Origin of the sequence: Psychromonas sp. SR45-3, assembly GCF_014163575.1 — a bacterium.
GTDB lineage: Bacteria > Pseudomonadota > Gammaproteobacteria > Enterobacterales > Psychromonadaceae > Psychromonas > Psychromonas arctica.
On the sequence record NZ_JACJDP010000010.1, the window covers coordinates 83,352 to 98,817 of the forward strand.

The following is a 15,466-nucleotide window of genomic DNA, read 5'->3' on the forward strand; positions in this document are numbered from 1 at the left end:
TTAATCCAATTGAAAGCTAATAGGGACATAAATACGATGTGCAACAGTTTTCCCGTTGACACTATGAGGTGAAAATCTCCATTTTTTAATGGCTTTTAAAGCTGCAAGATCAAGTACTCTTGCGCCTGAAGAATCTTTTAATAATAATTTAACTTGTTTACCTTTCTCATCTAACCACACCTCGTAAGTGACAGTGCCTTCGATCCCTTTTCTTTTTGCTAAACGAGGATATCTAGGTGGTTTAGGTTTACTTAAAAAACGACTTTTTTGTATCAGCTGCGGTTTACCCTGTAAACCATTGTCAGTTTTTACAACTTGTTTCGCATTGACTGTCTGCTTTGCTTTTGGTGCTGCCGTTGGTTGCTCTATCTGTTTTGTTTCTTTCTTTGCCGCCGCTGTCGCGGTTGGTTTGTTAGACTGTTGTATTTTTTTCTTTGGTTTCTTTACTGGTGCCGCTTGCTTCTTTACTTTTTGGGTCGCTTTAGGAACCTGCTTTTTCTCTTGTTTAGTCACACTCTTTTCTTTAACGATGCGCTTCTTAACTGTCTTTTTGGCCACTGGTTTGGGTTTAGCTACTGTAGGTGCAGCTTCTTTTACTGGAACTGGCGGAGTTTCTGTTTGAACGGGTGTTGTTTCAACCTTTTTAGGTGTAGGTTTTGGGGTACTAAAACTAATGCTGACACTTTGCGATTGTTGGCTCATAGGTTGTGCCATTACTGGCTGATCAAACAGTGGGGCAAAAATTAAAGCATGAATCGCGACAGACAATATTCCAGCACTTAGGTAACGAAACATAACGATATAACTCCAATATAAAAATTCTATTCGGTAACAGGACTCATTATCAATTAAATTAACAATGAGATCAATTATCATTTGTATTAAGTTTATATTTTTATTAAGATATATCATCGGTGATGATAATAGCTATCATCTGGTGGTTTGTTTTATTTGTACTTAGGATAAAAAAGAGACAGATTGTTTCACTGTTTTACACAATGAGAGCTGGTTGATTGCTTTTTAAAGGTACCTAGGCAGAATTGGAAAATGTAATATACCTGTTACCAATCAAAATATATTGCATTGGTACATGGAGTATTCAATTTTCAGCTAAGGTGGCATGTAATGAAACAATCAATTGTAAATCAGTCGGCGTTAGATGAAGGAATATTAAATAAATCTCAAGCTGATCTGCTTTTAGAGGCTGAAATTCTAGATTTTATAAACGGTAAAAAAACACTACAACTAGCGACCGTTGATGTGAAGGCTAAACCTAATGCGAGCTATGCGCCTTTTGTTTACTTTGAGCAGAGTTTTTATGTATTGATTTCGGAATTGGCTAGACATACACAAAATATATTAAACAAGCCCAATGCTTCTTTGATGTTAATTGAAGAAGAATCGAAAGCTAAGAATTTATACGCAAGGGTACGCTTAACCTTTGATGCTGATGCCATGATCGTTTCACGTGAAACGCAACAGTGGCAAGATGTAATTGAATTGATGGTTAACAGACTAGGTGACACGGTACAGGGGCTGAGTCAATTCACAGATTTTCATTTGGTGAAGCTGAAAGTAGAACAGGGCCTTTATGTGAAAGGATTTGGTCAGGCTTATCAAGTGTTAGCTAATGATTTAGCTGATCAAACTCGTATTAACAAAGGTCATAACAGTGCTTAATGAGAAGTTGTTAATTTTCATTGAGCTATCATAAACTATTACCTTTTTTTTATTTTTTATCATTCGTTTATCGATGGCTACTCCGTCATCCCAGTTACTTGCTTGCAGGGGACTTAAGTCCTTAAGTTCTCTGTGAGCCTCCTCTTTATCTTTAATACCCATTATTTAAAAGTGACACTCTCTTTTACACCTTTCCTAGAAAATTAACGCGGTTAATTATTTGCACTGTCTTTGCTTATGCACTGTTTTTAGTTACACCTAGTCTTGAACTTCATGCTTGCCTCACAACTTGCCCTGTGGGTCATTAGCTCGAAAAGCAATTCTGCGTTGCAACATTCGATAAGGACTAACCATTGTCATCATGTTACGTCTTGCTGTCCAAGCTAACGACTGAATAAAGCATCTCGATTGATAACGGGTATAGTTAGGTGTGATGTGGATAACTAATTCTCTTTTTATTCACTAAACCGCTCACTTTAAAGAATTGTTTTATTAGCTTCAATCATCACTGTTGCATTATTATATTCTACAAGTGAAGAATATTGATTCGCACACGGAAGGTTACGATGAAGCAAGTGAATAAAGTAGGGCGCCCAAGTGAAAATAGAGATAATCGAGCTAAGCTGATCAGGTCAGCGAGGGAACTCTTTGTAGAGCAGGACTACGACAAAGTATCACTTCGTGAAATCGCTAAAAAAGCACAAGTAGACAGTGCGCTTATTCGTTATTACTTCCAATCTAAACTGGGTTTATTTATGGCGATGCTTAAAGAGACTGCAGCACCTGTTACCGAACAATTAAGCAAAGCAAACCAAAATATTGATGAAAAAAGTAGTGAGTTATTAATGATGACTTACTATCGAGTAATGAGTGAAAACCCCGATTTTCCTAAGTTAATGTTTAAAATCGCTTCAACCCCAATCAGCGATAAAAATATCGATTTTCAACATATTCTGGATCAAATTTTTCGTCCAAAACATATTAATTTGTTTGCTTCAATGCAGCAGCAGGGACTACTAAAAGACGGAGTAGACCCGCTGTGCGCACAAATTAGTTTTTTCAGTATGATGATTTTTCCATTTCTTATTCCTGATCGGATAAAAAATACGATAGGCATCAAAATAACCCCTGAATTTATGTTGAAGTTAGGGCAGCAAAACGCTCAATTATTACAGTTTGGTTGCTTAAATACGCCTAAAAACAACACTATTGAGAGTGATAAATAATGAAAATGAGCAGTAATAAAAAACGCTTAATGACCCTTGGTGTCTTGGTTGGGATTATTATCTTGGCATTATCAATCTTTTTCAAATCTTCACCAGCGATTCAACCTAATTTCGATAAAGCACGTTTAGTCTCGGTGCAAGCATTAAAACTACAGCCAACTGCACCTCTGGTTCTCGCCTTTGGACGTGTTTTACCTAAAACGACTTGGCAAGCGATTGCTGAAGTGAATGGTAAAGTTATTTATCGACATCCAGGGCTAGAGTCAGGTCGCTTATTAAAGGCGGGCACACTGGTATTAAAAATTGATCCATTTGAATACGAGTTAAAAAAAGCACAAGCCATTGCTAATGTTAATGCCAGTAAAGCCCAGTTAACACGTTTACAACAACAGCAGAGAAATATAAGCGCCAGTTTGGCGATTGAGAAGGAGAAATTACAATTAGTTGATCAAGAGTACCGTCGCAAACTATCGTTAAAGAAAAAGAATTTGATCTCTAATTCTGACTTGGAAACACAAAAACAAACCTTACTGGCACAAAAAAACGTAGTTTTAGATTTAAGTAGTACGTTAAAACTTTTGCCTGACGATAATAAAGTGGCTTTAGCAGAGTTGAGTGTTAATCAAGCCATGTTAGATGATGCACAAAGACAATTACTGAATACTCAAATTATATTGCCCTTTGATGCTCGTATTGCGAATGTTGATGTGGAAAATGCGCAGGTGGTTGCATTAGGTGGCGTTTTATTTGACGCGTATAAGTTGGGCACTGTAGAAGTTAAAGCAGAGCTCTCTTTGCAAGATGCAGACATCCTAATGAGTAGTGTTCAATCATTTCCAACACAAGTATCGCTGCCGAATGTCGAAGAGCTTGGTTTTGATGCCAATATTGAGTTACAAATTGGTGCAAAGCAACATCAATGGCCAGCTAAATTGACACGTATCGCCGATAATATAGATGCTGAACAAGCTACGATTGGTTTTTATCTAGAAGTTGAGCAGGATATTACACAGTTTCAGTTAGGGGCTAAGCCTCCACTTACTAAAGGCATGTTTGTTAGTGCTAATATCCACGGTTTTGCTTCTTCGCAATTTATGATCCCAGAAAAAGCATTACACGGTGACCTCGTTTATATAATGGAAGAGAATAAACAGCTTGCGATGCGTAAAGTACAAGTGCACTTTAGAAATAAACAAGGTGTTGCTATTAGTGGAGATATAAAGGAAGGAGAGTGGTTAATTTTAAATGATTTAGTGCCTGCGATCCCTGGGATGACATTAAAAGTACAGGCACCGCAAAAAGATGCGATGTCAGAGCAGGAGTCGTCTCTGTGATTAAACTTTTTACTCGTCACCCAACGCTAGCTAACTTGATCATGCTGAGTTTTTTTGTGCTTGGTTTCAGCAGCCTTAGTAACATTAAGCGTGAAACTTTCCCTGAATTTTCTTCGTCTTATGTTATTGCTAGTGTTATTTATCCCGGAGCCTCTCCCGCCGAAGTGGAAGAGAGCTTATGTCTGCGTATGGAAGATGCTGTTGATGGATTAAGTGGCATCGAAGAAGTTACCTGTGATGCGCAAGAGGGGGCTGCATCACTGAGAGTTAAAATGGCTGATGATGCAGATGTTGGCCGCTCATTAGTTGATATTCAAACTGAAATAAATGCCATTAAAGATTTTCCTACGCAAATAGAACCACCCACTGTTAAAGAGCTTGATTGGGCAGAACCAGTGGTTGATATCGCTGTTGCTGGAGACGTAAGCTGGCCGCATTTAAAGGCTTATGCTGAAGCGTTAAAAAAGCGTTTAAAGTTAGACTACGATGTTAGTTTGGTGAGCATTTCAGGGTTTTCAGATCATCAGTTTAAAGTGCAACTGAATATACAAGATATGCGCCGTTTAGGGTTAACCGTGGCAGAGGTCGCAGATAAAGTTGGCCGTCAAAATGTTAAAATGCCTGCGGGTACTGTGTCTTTAAGTGACAAGGAGTTATTACTTCGATTTGACCAAAGGAAAACAACTACTCAGGCTTTAGGCAACATGATTATTGCTTCTCTAGGTGATGGTGGTGTGGTGCGTTTAAAAGATATTGCAACACTACAGGATGCCTTTGAGTTTGAGTACAATAAGATTCTGTTTAATGATAAACCGGCGGCTATTTTAAAGATTAAAAAGAATAAAGCAGATGATGCGTTACGTATTAAAGAACGGGTTAGTGCTTTTGTAGAAATGGAACAAAAAACAGCACCCGAAGGTATCACGCTGACTTTAACTAATGATATGTCATCTTTGTTGCAAGACAGGCTATCGATGTTATTAAAAAATGGGTGGCAAGGGATCATTTTGGTCTTTTTATCGATGTGGTTATTCTTTTCGTTACGCTATTCATTTTGGGTATCCGCAGGGTTGCCAGTCTCCTTTATGGGGGGATTGTTTTTGATGAGTACATTTGGTGTCTCTATTAATGTTATGTCTTTAGTTGGCCTATTAATGGCGATTGGGATCCTGATGGATGATGCCATTGTGATTGCAGAATCGATTGCTGCACACATTGAAAAGAAACTTAGCGTTAATGACGCAGTAATAGAAGGTGTTAAGAAAGTGGCACCCGGTGTTATATCTTCTTTTTTGACCACTATTTTTATTTTTGGCAGCTTATTGTGGTTAGATGGTCAAATGGGGAAAGTATTATCTGTAGTGCCGATGGTATTAATCATGGTGCTCAGTATCAGCTTAATTGAAGCTTTTTTGATTTTACCTAATCACCTAAACCATTCATTAGCTAAACCAGAAAAAATAGATTCTACATTTAAATTCAAACGTGTCTTTTTAGCTAAATTTGAACACTTTCGGCATGTTACTTTAGTCAATAAAGTCGCCTTTGTAGTGCGCTGGCGTTACCTGAGTATTGGTATAACGATCGGTTTACTCTTAACTTCTTTTGCATTAGTCACTGGTGGGGCATTAAAATTTTTAGCATTTCCTGCATTGGATGGCGATATCGCTGAAGCGCGACTTATTTTACCGCCAGGCTCAACGTTGCAACAAACTGAAGCAATCGTCGCGAAGGTGATCAAAAGTGCACAAGTTGTGGGACAAAAGGCGACGGAAGAAAACCAGGAAAGTGAATCGTTAATAAAAGATATTACTGCACATTATAACTCCAATGCTGATGCTGGAGAAACCGGAGCACATGTTGCCACGGTGCGCTTAGATCTATTATCTGCGGAAACCCGTAATACTTTAATCAACTCTTTTATGGAATCTTGGCGTTTGCAAACAGGTGAGTTGGCAGAACCTTTGTCCTTAGTTTTTAAACAACCTGCAATGGGGCCTGCGGGTCGTGATATTGAAATACGTTTGCAACATGAAGATTTAAGCGTATTAAAGCAAGCATCGGTTGCTTTACAGGGGTATTTAAGCCAATTTTCGGGTATCAATGGTATTTTAGATGATATGCGTCCGGGTAAAGAAGAGGTGGTTATTACCCTTAAACCTGGCGCGGAAAACTATGCGCTAGATGGGCAGATGATTGCCAATCAATTACGTGCCGCGTACTTCGGACAAACCGCTGATGAAATCCAAGTGGGCTCAGAAAACATAGCAATACAAGTTTTATTAAATGAACAACAGGCAGGTAATTTACAAACACTTGCTAACTTCCCAATCATGCTAGATCAAGGAGGGCAGATTCCGTTAAGTGCTGTTGCTTTGCTGCAAAGTGATCGTTCCTATGTGCGTATACAACGTATTAATAGCCAGCGAACTGTCACAGTGATGGCCGATGTCGATAATAGAAAGGCCAATGGTAATGAAGTGATAAGTAACATGCGACTTAATTATTTGCCTGAGCTACAACAACAATTCCCTGGTTTAAAGGTTGATTTTGAGGGAGCAGCTAAAGAGTCAGCAAAAACCGGTAGTTCATTGCTAAAAGGTTTTATGATTGGTCTATTTGGTTTATTTGCTATTTTAAGTTTCCAGTTCCGTAGTTATTTAGAGCCCTTTGTGGTGATGTTAGCAATTCCATTAGCTTTAATTGGTGTGCTCTGGGGACATTGGTTAGTAGGGTATAACCTTTCTATGCCATCCATTTTAGGGTTTATATCATTAGCGGGTATTGTGGTTAATGACTCCATTTTATTAGTGCAATATATTCGACATCACATTGATCAAGGTGCTGATGTTTATGATGCAGTGGTGAAAGCTAGTCGAGATCGTTTTAGAGCGGTATTTTTAACCTCGTTAACCACCGCGGCGGGTTTGTTACCGTTGTTATTGGAAACGAGCTTACAAGCGCAAATTGTGAAACCGATTGTGATTTCTATTGTATTTGGTATTTTCACTTCCACTTTATTAGTGTTATTTATTATTCCAAGTGCGTACGCGGTTCTTGCGGATTTTGGGTTAGTACATAAACACAAAGACTTAAGTGAAGATCATTAATTTTTGCTGCTTTTAAGAAAAATAGAGCTGGCAGAAGCGGGGCGTTTTAAACACAACTTTGCACAGTTGTTTAGGGAAATTCGTCTTACTTAGGTGAAGCTGCTCTTGGTCGGCACCATGCAACCAAGGCAGTTTAAAATAGCGTTCGAAGTGTTGATAAAGCGGCGTTGTGATCCACCACACCGTTATTATCGCGAATTTGTTTCTATTTAACGAATAAATCTGCGTAAATATCGGTGTCGTATCGCTGTGCTTATCCAGAACTGAGGTTATTTAGACTTTAAACTGCTTCATCAGTTGCTGTTGTTGCGCAGATAATTTAGCAATATCTTGGCCTATTTTTTCAGCTTCTGTCGATGACTCTAGGATGACTTGACTGAGGTCTCGAATATTTGAAACATTACCATTCACTTCACTTGAAACAGAATTTTGTTCACTTGCTGCATTAACAATTTCATTACTCATACGTTCAATATCGACAAAAAATAATGAAATATCTCCCAAGCAGCTAACAGCTTGAGTTACCTGTGTTGCTGTTTCAAGAGCGAGCTGATTACCTTCAGTAATGGCACTAGTCACACTGCGAGTACCTAATTGCAATTGTTCGATGACAACCCTTATTTGATCGATAGAGTCGTGAGTTCTTTGTGCTAATTGTCTTACTTCATCCGCGACTACTGCAAAACCTCTACCTTGTTCGCCGGCCCTAGCTGCTTCGATTGCAGCGTTAAGTGCTAACAAGTTGGTTTGCGCTGAAATTCCTTCAATAACCGATAATATATCGCTGATATTGACACTATTTTTCTCAAGCGCATTAGCAATCGGCACTGCCATTGCCATTTTTTCTACCAACTCTTGCATCGAGTTTGCTGATTGCTGCACCACAAGGTGTCCACTTTCAGTTAACTTTTCAGCTTCGCTTGCCATTACAGCAGCCTTATCTGCATTTTCTAATACTAATGCAGAAGTTTGTGTCATCTCCTCTGATGCGGTTGCAACCATATCAACTTCTTTGAATTGCGATTCACTGCCTTTTCGGGATTGTTCAGCTATATTTTTTGCTTCTTTTGATGTTTTGCTCAGAGCATCTGATGTACTGATGACATCTTTAATAGTGTCTTGTATTTTATCTAGGAAGCGGTTAAACCATATTGCAAGTTCGCCAACTTCATCTGCTGAACTGACTTCAAGGCGCTGTGTTAAGTCACCCTCACCACTGGCAATATCTTTTAAACGAAGAGCAACGTTTTTAATTGGAGCAACTAATTTGAGTGACGCAAACCAAATAATAATTAAACCAATCAGGGTAACAACGAGACTTGTTAGAACTTGAACTTTAAGCGTTTGGGCGACTTGTTGTTCAATTAAGTTATTAAGCGAAAGTGCATCTGCTAATACTTCTTCTCTTGGCATTGTAATAATAATGCCCCAATTTATAGCATGTAGCTTAATAGGCATAAATACAGTTAAAAACTGTTGGTCTGCACTCCATTTAGATTGTGTTACTCCCGCACTTAACCATTGTTGTAATTGTGGCTGAGAAGTGAGTTTGCTAAATGTAGGGGTATTTCCATCTGCTGCAACTAATAGTGCATTACTACTAACAATTTGAACTTCGCCTACACCATTAAATAGTGCTTGATCTGCCTGTTGTGCAAACTGTTTTAATATGTCTATTTTAAGATCAATACCAGTTACTCCAATAATCTCACCTTGTTTACGCAATGGAACAGTAATAGTTGTTACTAAACTTCCTACACCTGCATCATTAGATAAATAAGGATCGATGATACACATGCGTTTATTATCAATACTGCAGGTATACCAACTGTTTTTATCTTGACCATTAGAAAGTGCGGATTTGTCATTTAATTGTTTTTCAGTTTTGATACTTAAGGTTGCTTCATTGTTATCATTTTTATACCAATAAGGAGAAAAGCGACCTTTATCATTTGAACTTACGTAACTGGCGTCAATATAATTACCATCTTCACTATCAAGCATATCAGGAATGAAGGTAGTGAATGCTGCATGCATGTTATCGAAGTTTTGTACGGAACGTTTCAAGAGCTCCGACACTGATACTCTTAATAGTTCACTGCTAGTAAAGTTGTCTTCGGCATTTAACTGTAAAAACAGAATACTTTCAGCTAGCATTTCAGCACGGTAAGCCGCTTCATCTAAATATTTTTGCACGATTGATGCTTGTGTATTTGCTTCACTCATTAGCAAACTTTCAGACTTATCAGCGACTGATTTACTACTCTGTACTTGTATTATTTTTTGATTAGAGGTTGAAGATACGAGGGTAAAACCGATTAATGAGATGGCTACAAATAAAATACAAATTCCAGAAAGCAAAGTTATTTTCCACTGTACTGATAATGAGTTCATGTTAATTCCTTTTAAACTAAAAAAATGGCTATTTGCTATATTTCAAACTAAACAGCCTTTATTGGGTTTCCTATCCTATAGAGAGTGAGTGAACACGTTATAATAAACAGATGTTTGATCCACAATTATGGAAACCTTATTGGGTCAGTTATAATTTTATTATTAAAAGCCAAGAGTAAGATATTATCAACTTAATTACCTAATACTAGTTATAAAAAGAGAGTGTTAGCTATAAAATTGCTTTTGTTTGTTTATTACTAGGTAAACTCAGATAGAATATCTAAGTTATGGTCATTTGGCATAGGCCTCATATTAAACACTATTAAGTTAAAAATAGCGTATCTAAAAAGTATTCCGAATCAACATAGATTTATTTAAGAAATTAAACTGAAAATAGGTTCAGATTTAGCTAAATTATTATTAAGATCACTTAACTGTTAGAATGCGACTTACTATTTTATTTTAGACTCTCTCGGAAATTACTATGTCAGCTCCTGTACTTAATTCGCTTGAAGATTTTTATCGATTACTGTCAACTCAACTTGAGAGTAATGGGGTGGTGAAGCTACTCTTGAGCAAATATCGAGGTCAAGATAAAAGCTTAAATCGGCTCAATATTCGACCACTTACTTTGCAAAATGAAGCGGTATTAAGTTTTGTCTATGAACATCAAACTAACCATATTACCAAAAACCATAGCCATCAAAATGGGCTACTTGAGATCACTGCACTTTTGGGGGATGACTTCAAAAGTGCCTATCTAACGCTGCAGGATTCAGAAATCCAATTAGAGTTTAGTAAAAAGGGTAAGTTAAAAATATCGCAACATAGAGCCAAGCAAATACAAGCTACGCCAGCTACTCATAATCGTGAGAAACATCGTTATGTAGATATTCAGCGTCCTTTTTTAACAGCACTAAAAGTCACTGATAAAAACCAAAAATTGATCCCTGCTATGTCTAATAAGTGGAAGCAAATCAATAAGTTTATTGAAATTTTTAGCCAAGCATTGGAGGTTTCTCCAAGGGATACAAGCACACCACTTAACGTTGTCGATTTTGGATCTGGTAAAGGTTACTTAACCTTTGCTATTCATGATTATTTGCGCCATACATTACAAAATGACGCACAAGTTACAGGGGTAGAGTTACGTCAAGCTTTAGCTGATTTATGTAATCAAACTGCGGCAACATTAGATCATCAGGGGTTGGATTTTGTGTGTGGTGATGTAAAAACCCATGCGCCTAAACAAACTGATGTCATGATTGCATTGCATGCCTGTGATATTGCTACTGATTATGCCATTCATTATGGGATCCGTGCTAACGCCAGTATTGTTATGTGTTCGCCATGTTGTCATAAACAGATCCGCCCACAAATGCAAAGCCCGGAATTATTTCAACCAATGTTACAATATGGTGTGCATTTAGGTCAGCAAGCAGAAATGGTAACTGATTCGTTAAGGGCTCTATTATTAGAGGCTAATGGTTATACTACTAAAGTATTTGAGTTTATTAGTTTAGAGCATACCAACAAAAATAAGATGATTTTAGCGATCAAAAAACCATCAACTAATGCCAAAGAACAAGCTAAAATTTTAACTCAGATTGCTAATATTAAAACCTATTATGGGATCCAAGAACATTGCTTAGAAAGCTTGCTTAATGAAAGCTTAATTCAAAGTTAAATAGCTTTAAGTGAACATGAGAGCTTACTTTTAAGATCACACTCCTCAATATTTCATATCATAAGAGCGATATAATAACCTCCTGTATTTTATGGCTCTTAATGCTATTTTTCTCCTTTTAAAGGTAACTTATGCGATGCCCCTCGCGAATTCGATGGACCTTATTGTATTTGCCTTGCTCAAAAATAAAGCATCTTTATACTGAAGATCGTATGTAATATAAGCAAGTGGTCATGAAATACTTACTATTTACAACATCATGCTCATCTTTTTACCATTTTTAAAGTTACTGTGAATTGTTAATTTTTATGCCCTGAGGGTATTTATTGACTCCTTCAGGAAAGCATTTTTATTATTTTTATGGCTGTTTTAAAGCATAGAAATAATGCTGGAGGTGGTTAATGAAAGAAAGACTCGCGATTATTGAAGGTTGGCGTAGCCCATTCTGTAAAGCCGGTACGGAATTCAAAGGCATGCAGGCAGATCAATTAGGGGCGGTTGTTGTCCGCGAGGTGATGGCCAACTCGGTACTAGACTATGCGGATATTGATGAAGTGATCATGGGCAACGTTGCTCAACCAGGTCATGCGGCGAACATTGCCCGAGTGATTGCATTACAGGGCGGGTTTCCTGTTTCCACTAGTGCATATACCGTCAATCGCAATTGTGCCTCAGGCATGGAATCTATGACTACTGCTGCCAATAAAATATTGGCTGGAGAAATTGACACCGCATTGGTTGGTGGCAGTGAATCTATGTCTAGCGTGCCACTTCTGTATAGCCCTAAAATGACTAAGTTCATGATGCAAATGATGTTTGCTAAAACACCAATTGCAAAACTCAAACTCCTATCTCAATTTCGTTTATCTTTTTTGAAGCCTGTGATTGGTATTGAACAAGGTTTAACCGACCCTGTTTGTGGCTTAAACATGGGGCAAACGGCAGAGGTGCTTGCTAAAGAATTCGCTATTACGCGTGAACAACAAGATCAATTTGCTTTAAATAGCCATCAACAAGCGATAAAAGCGCAACAATCTGGCAAATTCGCCGATGAAATTATTAGCGTTGCAATTGCGCCTAAGTATCAGCATATGCAACATTTAGATAATGGCCCTCGTGATAATCAAACCCTTGCCGCTCTGGCTAAGTTACGCCCTTATTTCGACCGCCTAGCTGGGAGTGTTACGGTTGGGAATGCGTGTCCTATTACCGATGGTGCGGTTGCGTTTACTGTGATGGCTGAATCGAAGGCAAAAGCCATGGGATTAACACCATTAGGTTATTTAACTGATTATAGTTATGCCGGATTAGCAGGAAATAGAATGGGCTTAGGTCCTGCCTATGCTACTGCTAAGTTATTAGATAAATCAGGTTTGGCACTTTCTGATTTTGATTTGGTTGAATTAAATGAAGCATTTGCGGCTCAAGTGATTGCCAATCAATGTGCCTTTGAGAGTAAAGCATTTGCTCAACAATATTTACAAAGAACGCAGGCATTGGGTGAGTTAGACCCGAGCAAGTTAAACGTTAATGGCGGTGCTATTGCTTTAGGGCACCCAGTAGGCGCAACCGGGGGACGTTTAATTTTAACTCTGCTACATGAGCTTAGACGTCAAGGGTTACAGCGTGGTTTAGCAACTTTATGTATTGGCGGTGGGCAAGGTGCTGCATTAGCGTTGGAGGTGGAGTAATGAAACACATTCACGTACAAAAAAATGATTGGTTAATCCGCGTTACTTTTGATTTACAAGAGCAAAAGATTAATAAGCTCTCATCTGATGTAATGCAAGAGCTAGATTCTTTGCTAGGAGACATTAAATCTTCACCACAGCAAGTTGTTAGCTTTGAAAGCGCTAAAAACAATATTTTTATCGCAGGGGCGGATATCCAAGAGCTACAAAAAATTGATAGCCCTGAAATGGCTAAAGAAAAAGCACGCTTAGGGCAAGAAATTTTTAATCGACTCGATGCCTTACCACAAACAACGATTGCAATTATCGATGGTGCATGTGCTGGTGGTGGTTGTGAGTTAGCTTTAGCCTGTGATTTTCGTTTAGCCTCAGATAACCCAAAAACTAAAATAGGCTTACCAGAAGTTAAATTAGGCATTATTCCTGGTTGGGGAGGCACGCAACGTTTACCACGTTTGATAGGGTTACCCGAGGCTCTGGCTATTATACTGCCGGGTAAGCTAGTTAGTGCAGAAAAGGCATATCGTATAAAACTTGTTGATCAAGTGGTTTCATCTGCGCAATTTAATGTGCACGTTGAACAGTTCTTAGAAAACCTCAAACATAAATCCTTTCAGGCAAGCCTATTAAAAAGAAGACAACCTAAAAGCCCCTTACAAAAAGTGACTGCCTTTGCGATGCAGACGCATCCTGCTCGCTTGCTGATCCTGAAGAAGGCGCAACAGAATGTAATGAAAACCAGCAAAGGTTTTTATCCTGCACCACTCGCAGTGCTCGACGTATATCGTAACAAATGCAGTTTTGAAGAAGGCTTAAAACGAGAGTTAGCGGCTTTTTCAGATTTAGCATCAACGGCTATCTGTAAACATCTTATCGGTTTATTCTTTCTCAATGAACAAGTTAAAAAAGAGCAATCTGAGAGTTATCCACAAAATGTAGAATTACCTACTTCAGGCGCGGTGATCGGTGCTGGCGTGATGGGCGGGGGCATTGCTTGGTTAATGAGTTATAAAGGGTTGTCGGTTCGTGTTAAAGATATTAACTGGGCATCTATTGAACTCGGTTATCAGCAAGCTGCCAGCTATTTTAGTCAGTTACAAAAGCAACGTCGTATTAAGCAAGGTGCGATTGACTATGCAATGAATCGGATTGGTGGTTCATTGCAGTTTACTGGCTTTAATCGGACACACGTTGCCATTGAAGCCGTTGTTGAAGTGATGTCGGTTAAAAAACAGGTATTACAAGAGGCGGAGGCCGAGCTGCCTGAAGATAGTTTGCTTTGTTCTAATACTTCGGCGCTATCGATCACTGAAATGGCTTCGGTGTTAGCGCGTCCTGAGCAGTTTTGTGGTATGCACTTTTTTAACCCAGTTAATCGAATGCCGTTAGTAGAAATCGTGAAAGGTCAGCAAACCAGTGAGCAAACCATTGCCAAAGCGATTGCTATTAGTAAGGCGTGGGGGAAAGTACCGATAGTGGTTGGCGATTGTCCGGGATTTTTGGTTAATCGTATTTTATTACCCTACTTAAATGAAGCCGCTTATTTATTACAGGAAGGAGCTGATATTGAAAAGGTGGATTTGGCGATTAATAGTTTTGGTATGCCGATGGGCCCCTTCCAATTAGCCGATGAAGTGGGCATTGACGTTGGTTATAAAGTAGCTGCAATTTTACAAGACGGTTTTGGTGAGCGGATGACGGTTGCGCCTGTACTGGAACATATACACGATAAGTTGAAATTATCGGGTAAAAAAGGGGGACGAGGTTTTTATCATTATAAAAATAAACAGATAGAAGTTAACGAATTATTGTATCAAGCAGATTGTGTTGCTGACAGTCAAGACTTTAGCGATCAAGATATTGTTGACCGCTTGATGCTGGTGATGGTCAATGAAGCTGCTCGATGTCTTGATGAGGATATCGTGACTAATGCGGGGCAATTAGATCTTGCCATGATAATGGGAACTGGCTTTCCAGCGTGGCGAGGCGGTTTATGCCGTTGGGCAGATAGCATTGGTTGTGATGAAGTGGTGAAACGCTTACAGAAATTACATCAACAAGTAGGAAACCGTTACGAAGTTGCTCCTTATCTGTTGAAATGTGTCGAACAGGGGCATGGTTTCTATCATTAAGTTTATTTAATGTTGAAATATATTTTAGGTTTAAGTAGAGAAACGATTGCACTTATTACTTGGATTCATGAGTAAATAGTAATGGCTGTTACCCCACTATTATTAATAGATTAACAACCATTACTTGAGTGAGTTAGTTGAATAAAGAGCTAATAACTCATTGTAAGAGATAAAATTGTTCCACTATTTGATTGGCTGGATATAAGTAGTTA

At 38.5% G+C, this 15,466-nt stretch carries 9 protein-coding genes; 7 read left to right on the forward strand and 2 right to left on the reverse strand.

Going from position 1 to position 15,466, the window contains the following annotated elements; genetic code table 11:
• Positions 1–795 carry an energy transducer TonB gene (locus H5084_RS07945; RefSeq protein WP_182690111.1) on the reverse strand — a complete coding sequence of 265 codons (795 nt, stop codon included), beginning with the start codon at positions 793–795 and terminating at the stop codon, positions 1–3.
• A 330-nt stretch (positions 796–1,125) separates the two neighbouring features.
• Between H5084_RS07945 and H5084_RS07950 the strand changes: the two genes are divergently transcribed.
• The 4 genes from H5084_RS07950 to H5084_RS07965 all read left to right on the forward strand — a co-directional run bounded on the left by H5084_RS07950 (position 1,126) and on the right by H5084_RS07965 (position 7,350).
• Positions 1,126–1,680, forward strand: coding sequence for a pyridoxamine 5'-phosphate oxidase family protein (locus H5084_RS07950; RefSeq protein ID WP_182690112.1), 555 nt, complete (start codon positions 1,126–1,128; stop codon positions 1,678–1,680).
• 566 nt (positions 1,681–2,246) lie between these two features.
• A complete protein-coding gene (locus H5084_RS07955; RefSeq protein WP_182690113.1) occupies positions 2,247–2,906 on the forward strand; it encodes a TetR/AcrR family transcriptional regulator in 660 nt (219 codons plus the stop codon).
• On the forward strand, positions 2,906–4,240 hold the full coding sequence (locus tag H5084_RS07960; protein WP_259396704.1) for an efflux RND transporter periplasmic adaptor subunit: 1,335 nt from the start codon (positions 2,906–2,908) through the stop codon (positions 4,238–4,240). The genes H5084_RS07955 and H5084_RS07960 overlap by 1 nt, the downstream gene beginning before the upstream one ends.
• Positions 4,237–7,350: an efflux RND transporter permease subunit gene (locus H5084_RS07965; protein ID WP_182690114.1), complete on the forward strand. Its 3,114-nt coding sequence runs from the start codon at positions 4,237–4,239 to the stop codon at positions 7,348–7,350. The genes H5084_RS07960 and H5084_RS07965 overlap by 4 nt, the downstream gene beginning before the upstream one ends.
• A gap of 273 nt (positions 7,351–7,623) precedes the next feature.
• On the opposite strand, the gene H5084_RS07970 is transcribed toward H5084_RS07965, so the two are convergent.
• Entirely contained in the window at positions 7,624–9,744 is a 2,121-nt protein-coding gene (locus H5084_RS07970; protein WP_182690115.1) for a methyl-accepting chemotaxis protein, read from the reverse strand.
• 484 nt (positions 9,745–10,228) lie between these two features.
• Between H5084_RS07970 and H5084_RS07975 the strand changes: the two genes are divergently transcribed.
• The 3 genes from H5084_RS07975 (at position 10,229) to H5084_RS07985 (ending at position 15,254) form a co-directional block, all read left to right on the forward strand.
• Positions 10,229–11,431 carry an SAM-dependent methyltransferase gene (locus H5084_RS07975; RefSeq protein WP_182690116.1) on the forward strand — a complete coding sequence of 401 codons (1,203 nt, stop codon included), beginning with the start codon at positions 10,229–10,231 and terminating at the stop codon, positions 11,429–11,431.
• Between the two features lie 401 nt (positions 11,432–11,832).
• Positions 11,833–13,122, forward strand: a complete 1,290-nt coding sequence (locus H5084_RS07980) for a thiolase family protein (RefSeq protein ID WP_182690117.1) — start codon at positions 11,833–11,835, stop codon at positions 13,120–13,122.
• Complete coding sequence (locus H5084_RS07985; RefSeq protein WP_182690118.1) at positions 13,122–15,254, forward strand: 3-hydroxyacyl-CoA dehydrogenase NAD-binding domain-containing protein; 2,133 nt, start codon at positions 13,122–13,124, stop codon at positions 15,252–15,254. The genes H5084_RS07980 and H5084_RS07985 overlap by 1 nt, the downstream gene beginning before the upstream one ends.
• Positions 15,255–15,466 lie beyond the last annotated feature (212 nt).

Bases quoted from the DNA above. Each gene is read 5' to 3' on its own strand.
- H5084_RS07975 (WP_182690116.1), top strand. From the start codon at position 10,229: ATGTCAGCTCCTGTACTTAATTCGCTTGAAGATTTTTATCGATTACTG.
- H5084_RS07945 (WP_182690111.1), bottom strand. From the start codon at position 795: ATGTTTCGTTACCTAAGTGCTGGAATATTGTCTGTCGCGATTCATGCT.
- H5084_RS07985 (WP_182690118.1), top strand. From the start codon at position 13,122: ATGAAACACATTCACGTACAAAAAAATGATTGGTTAATCCGCGTTACT.
- H5084_RS07970 (WP_182690115.1), bottom strand. From the start codon at position 9,744: ATGAACTCATTATCAGTACAGTGGAAAATAACTTTGCTTTCTGGAATT.
- H5084_RS07980 (WP_182690117.1), top strand. From the start codon at position 11,833: ATGAAAGAAAGACTCGCGATTATTGAAGGTTGGCGTAGCCCATTCTGT.
- H5084_RS07955 (WP_182690113.1), top strand. From the start codon at position 2,247: ATGAAGCAAGTGAATAAAGTAGGGCGCCCAAGTGAAAATAGAGATAAT.
- H5084_RS07960 (WP_259396704.1), top strand. From the start codon at position 2,906: ATGAAAATGAGCAGTAATAAAAAACGCTTAATGACCCTTGGTGTCTTG.
- H5084_RS07950 (WP_182690112.1), top strand. From the start codon at position 1,126: ATGAAACAATCAATTGTAAATCAGTCGGCGTTAGATGAAGGAATATTA.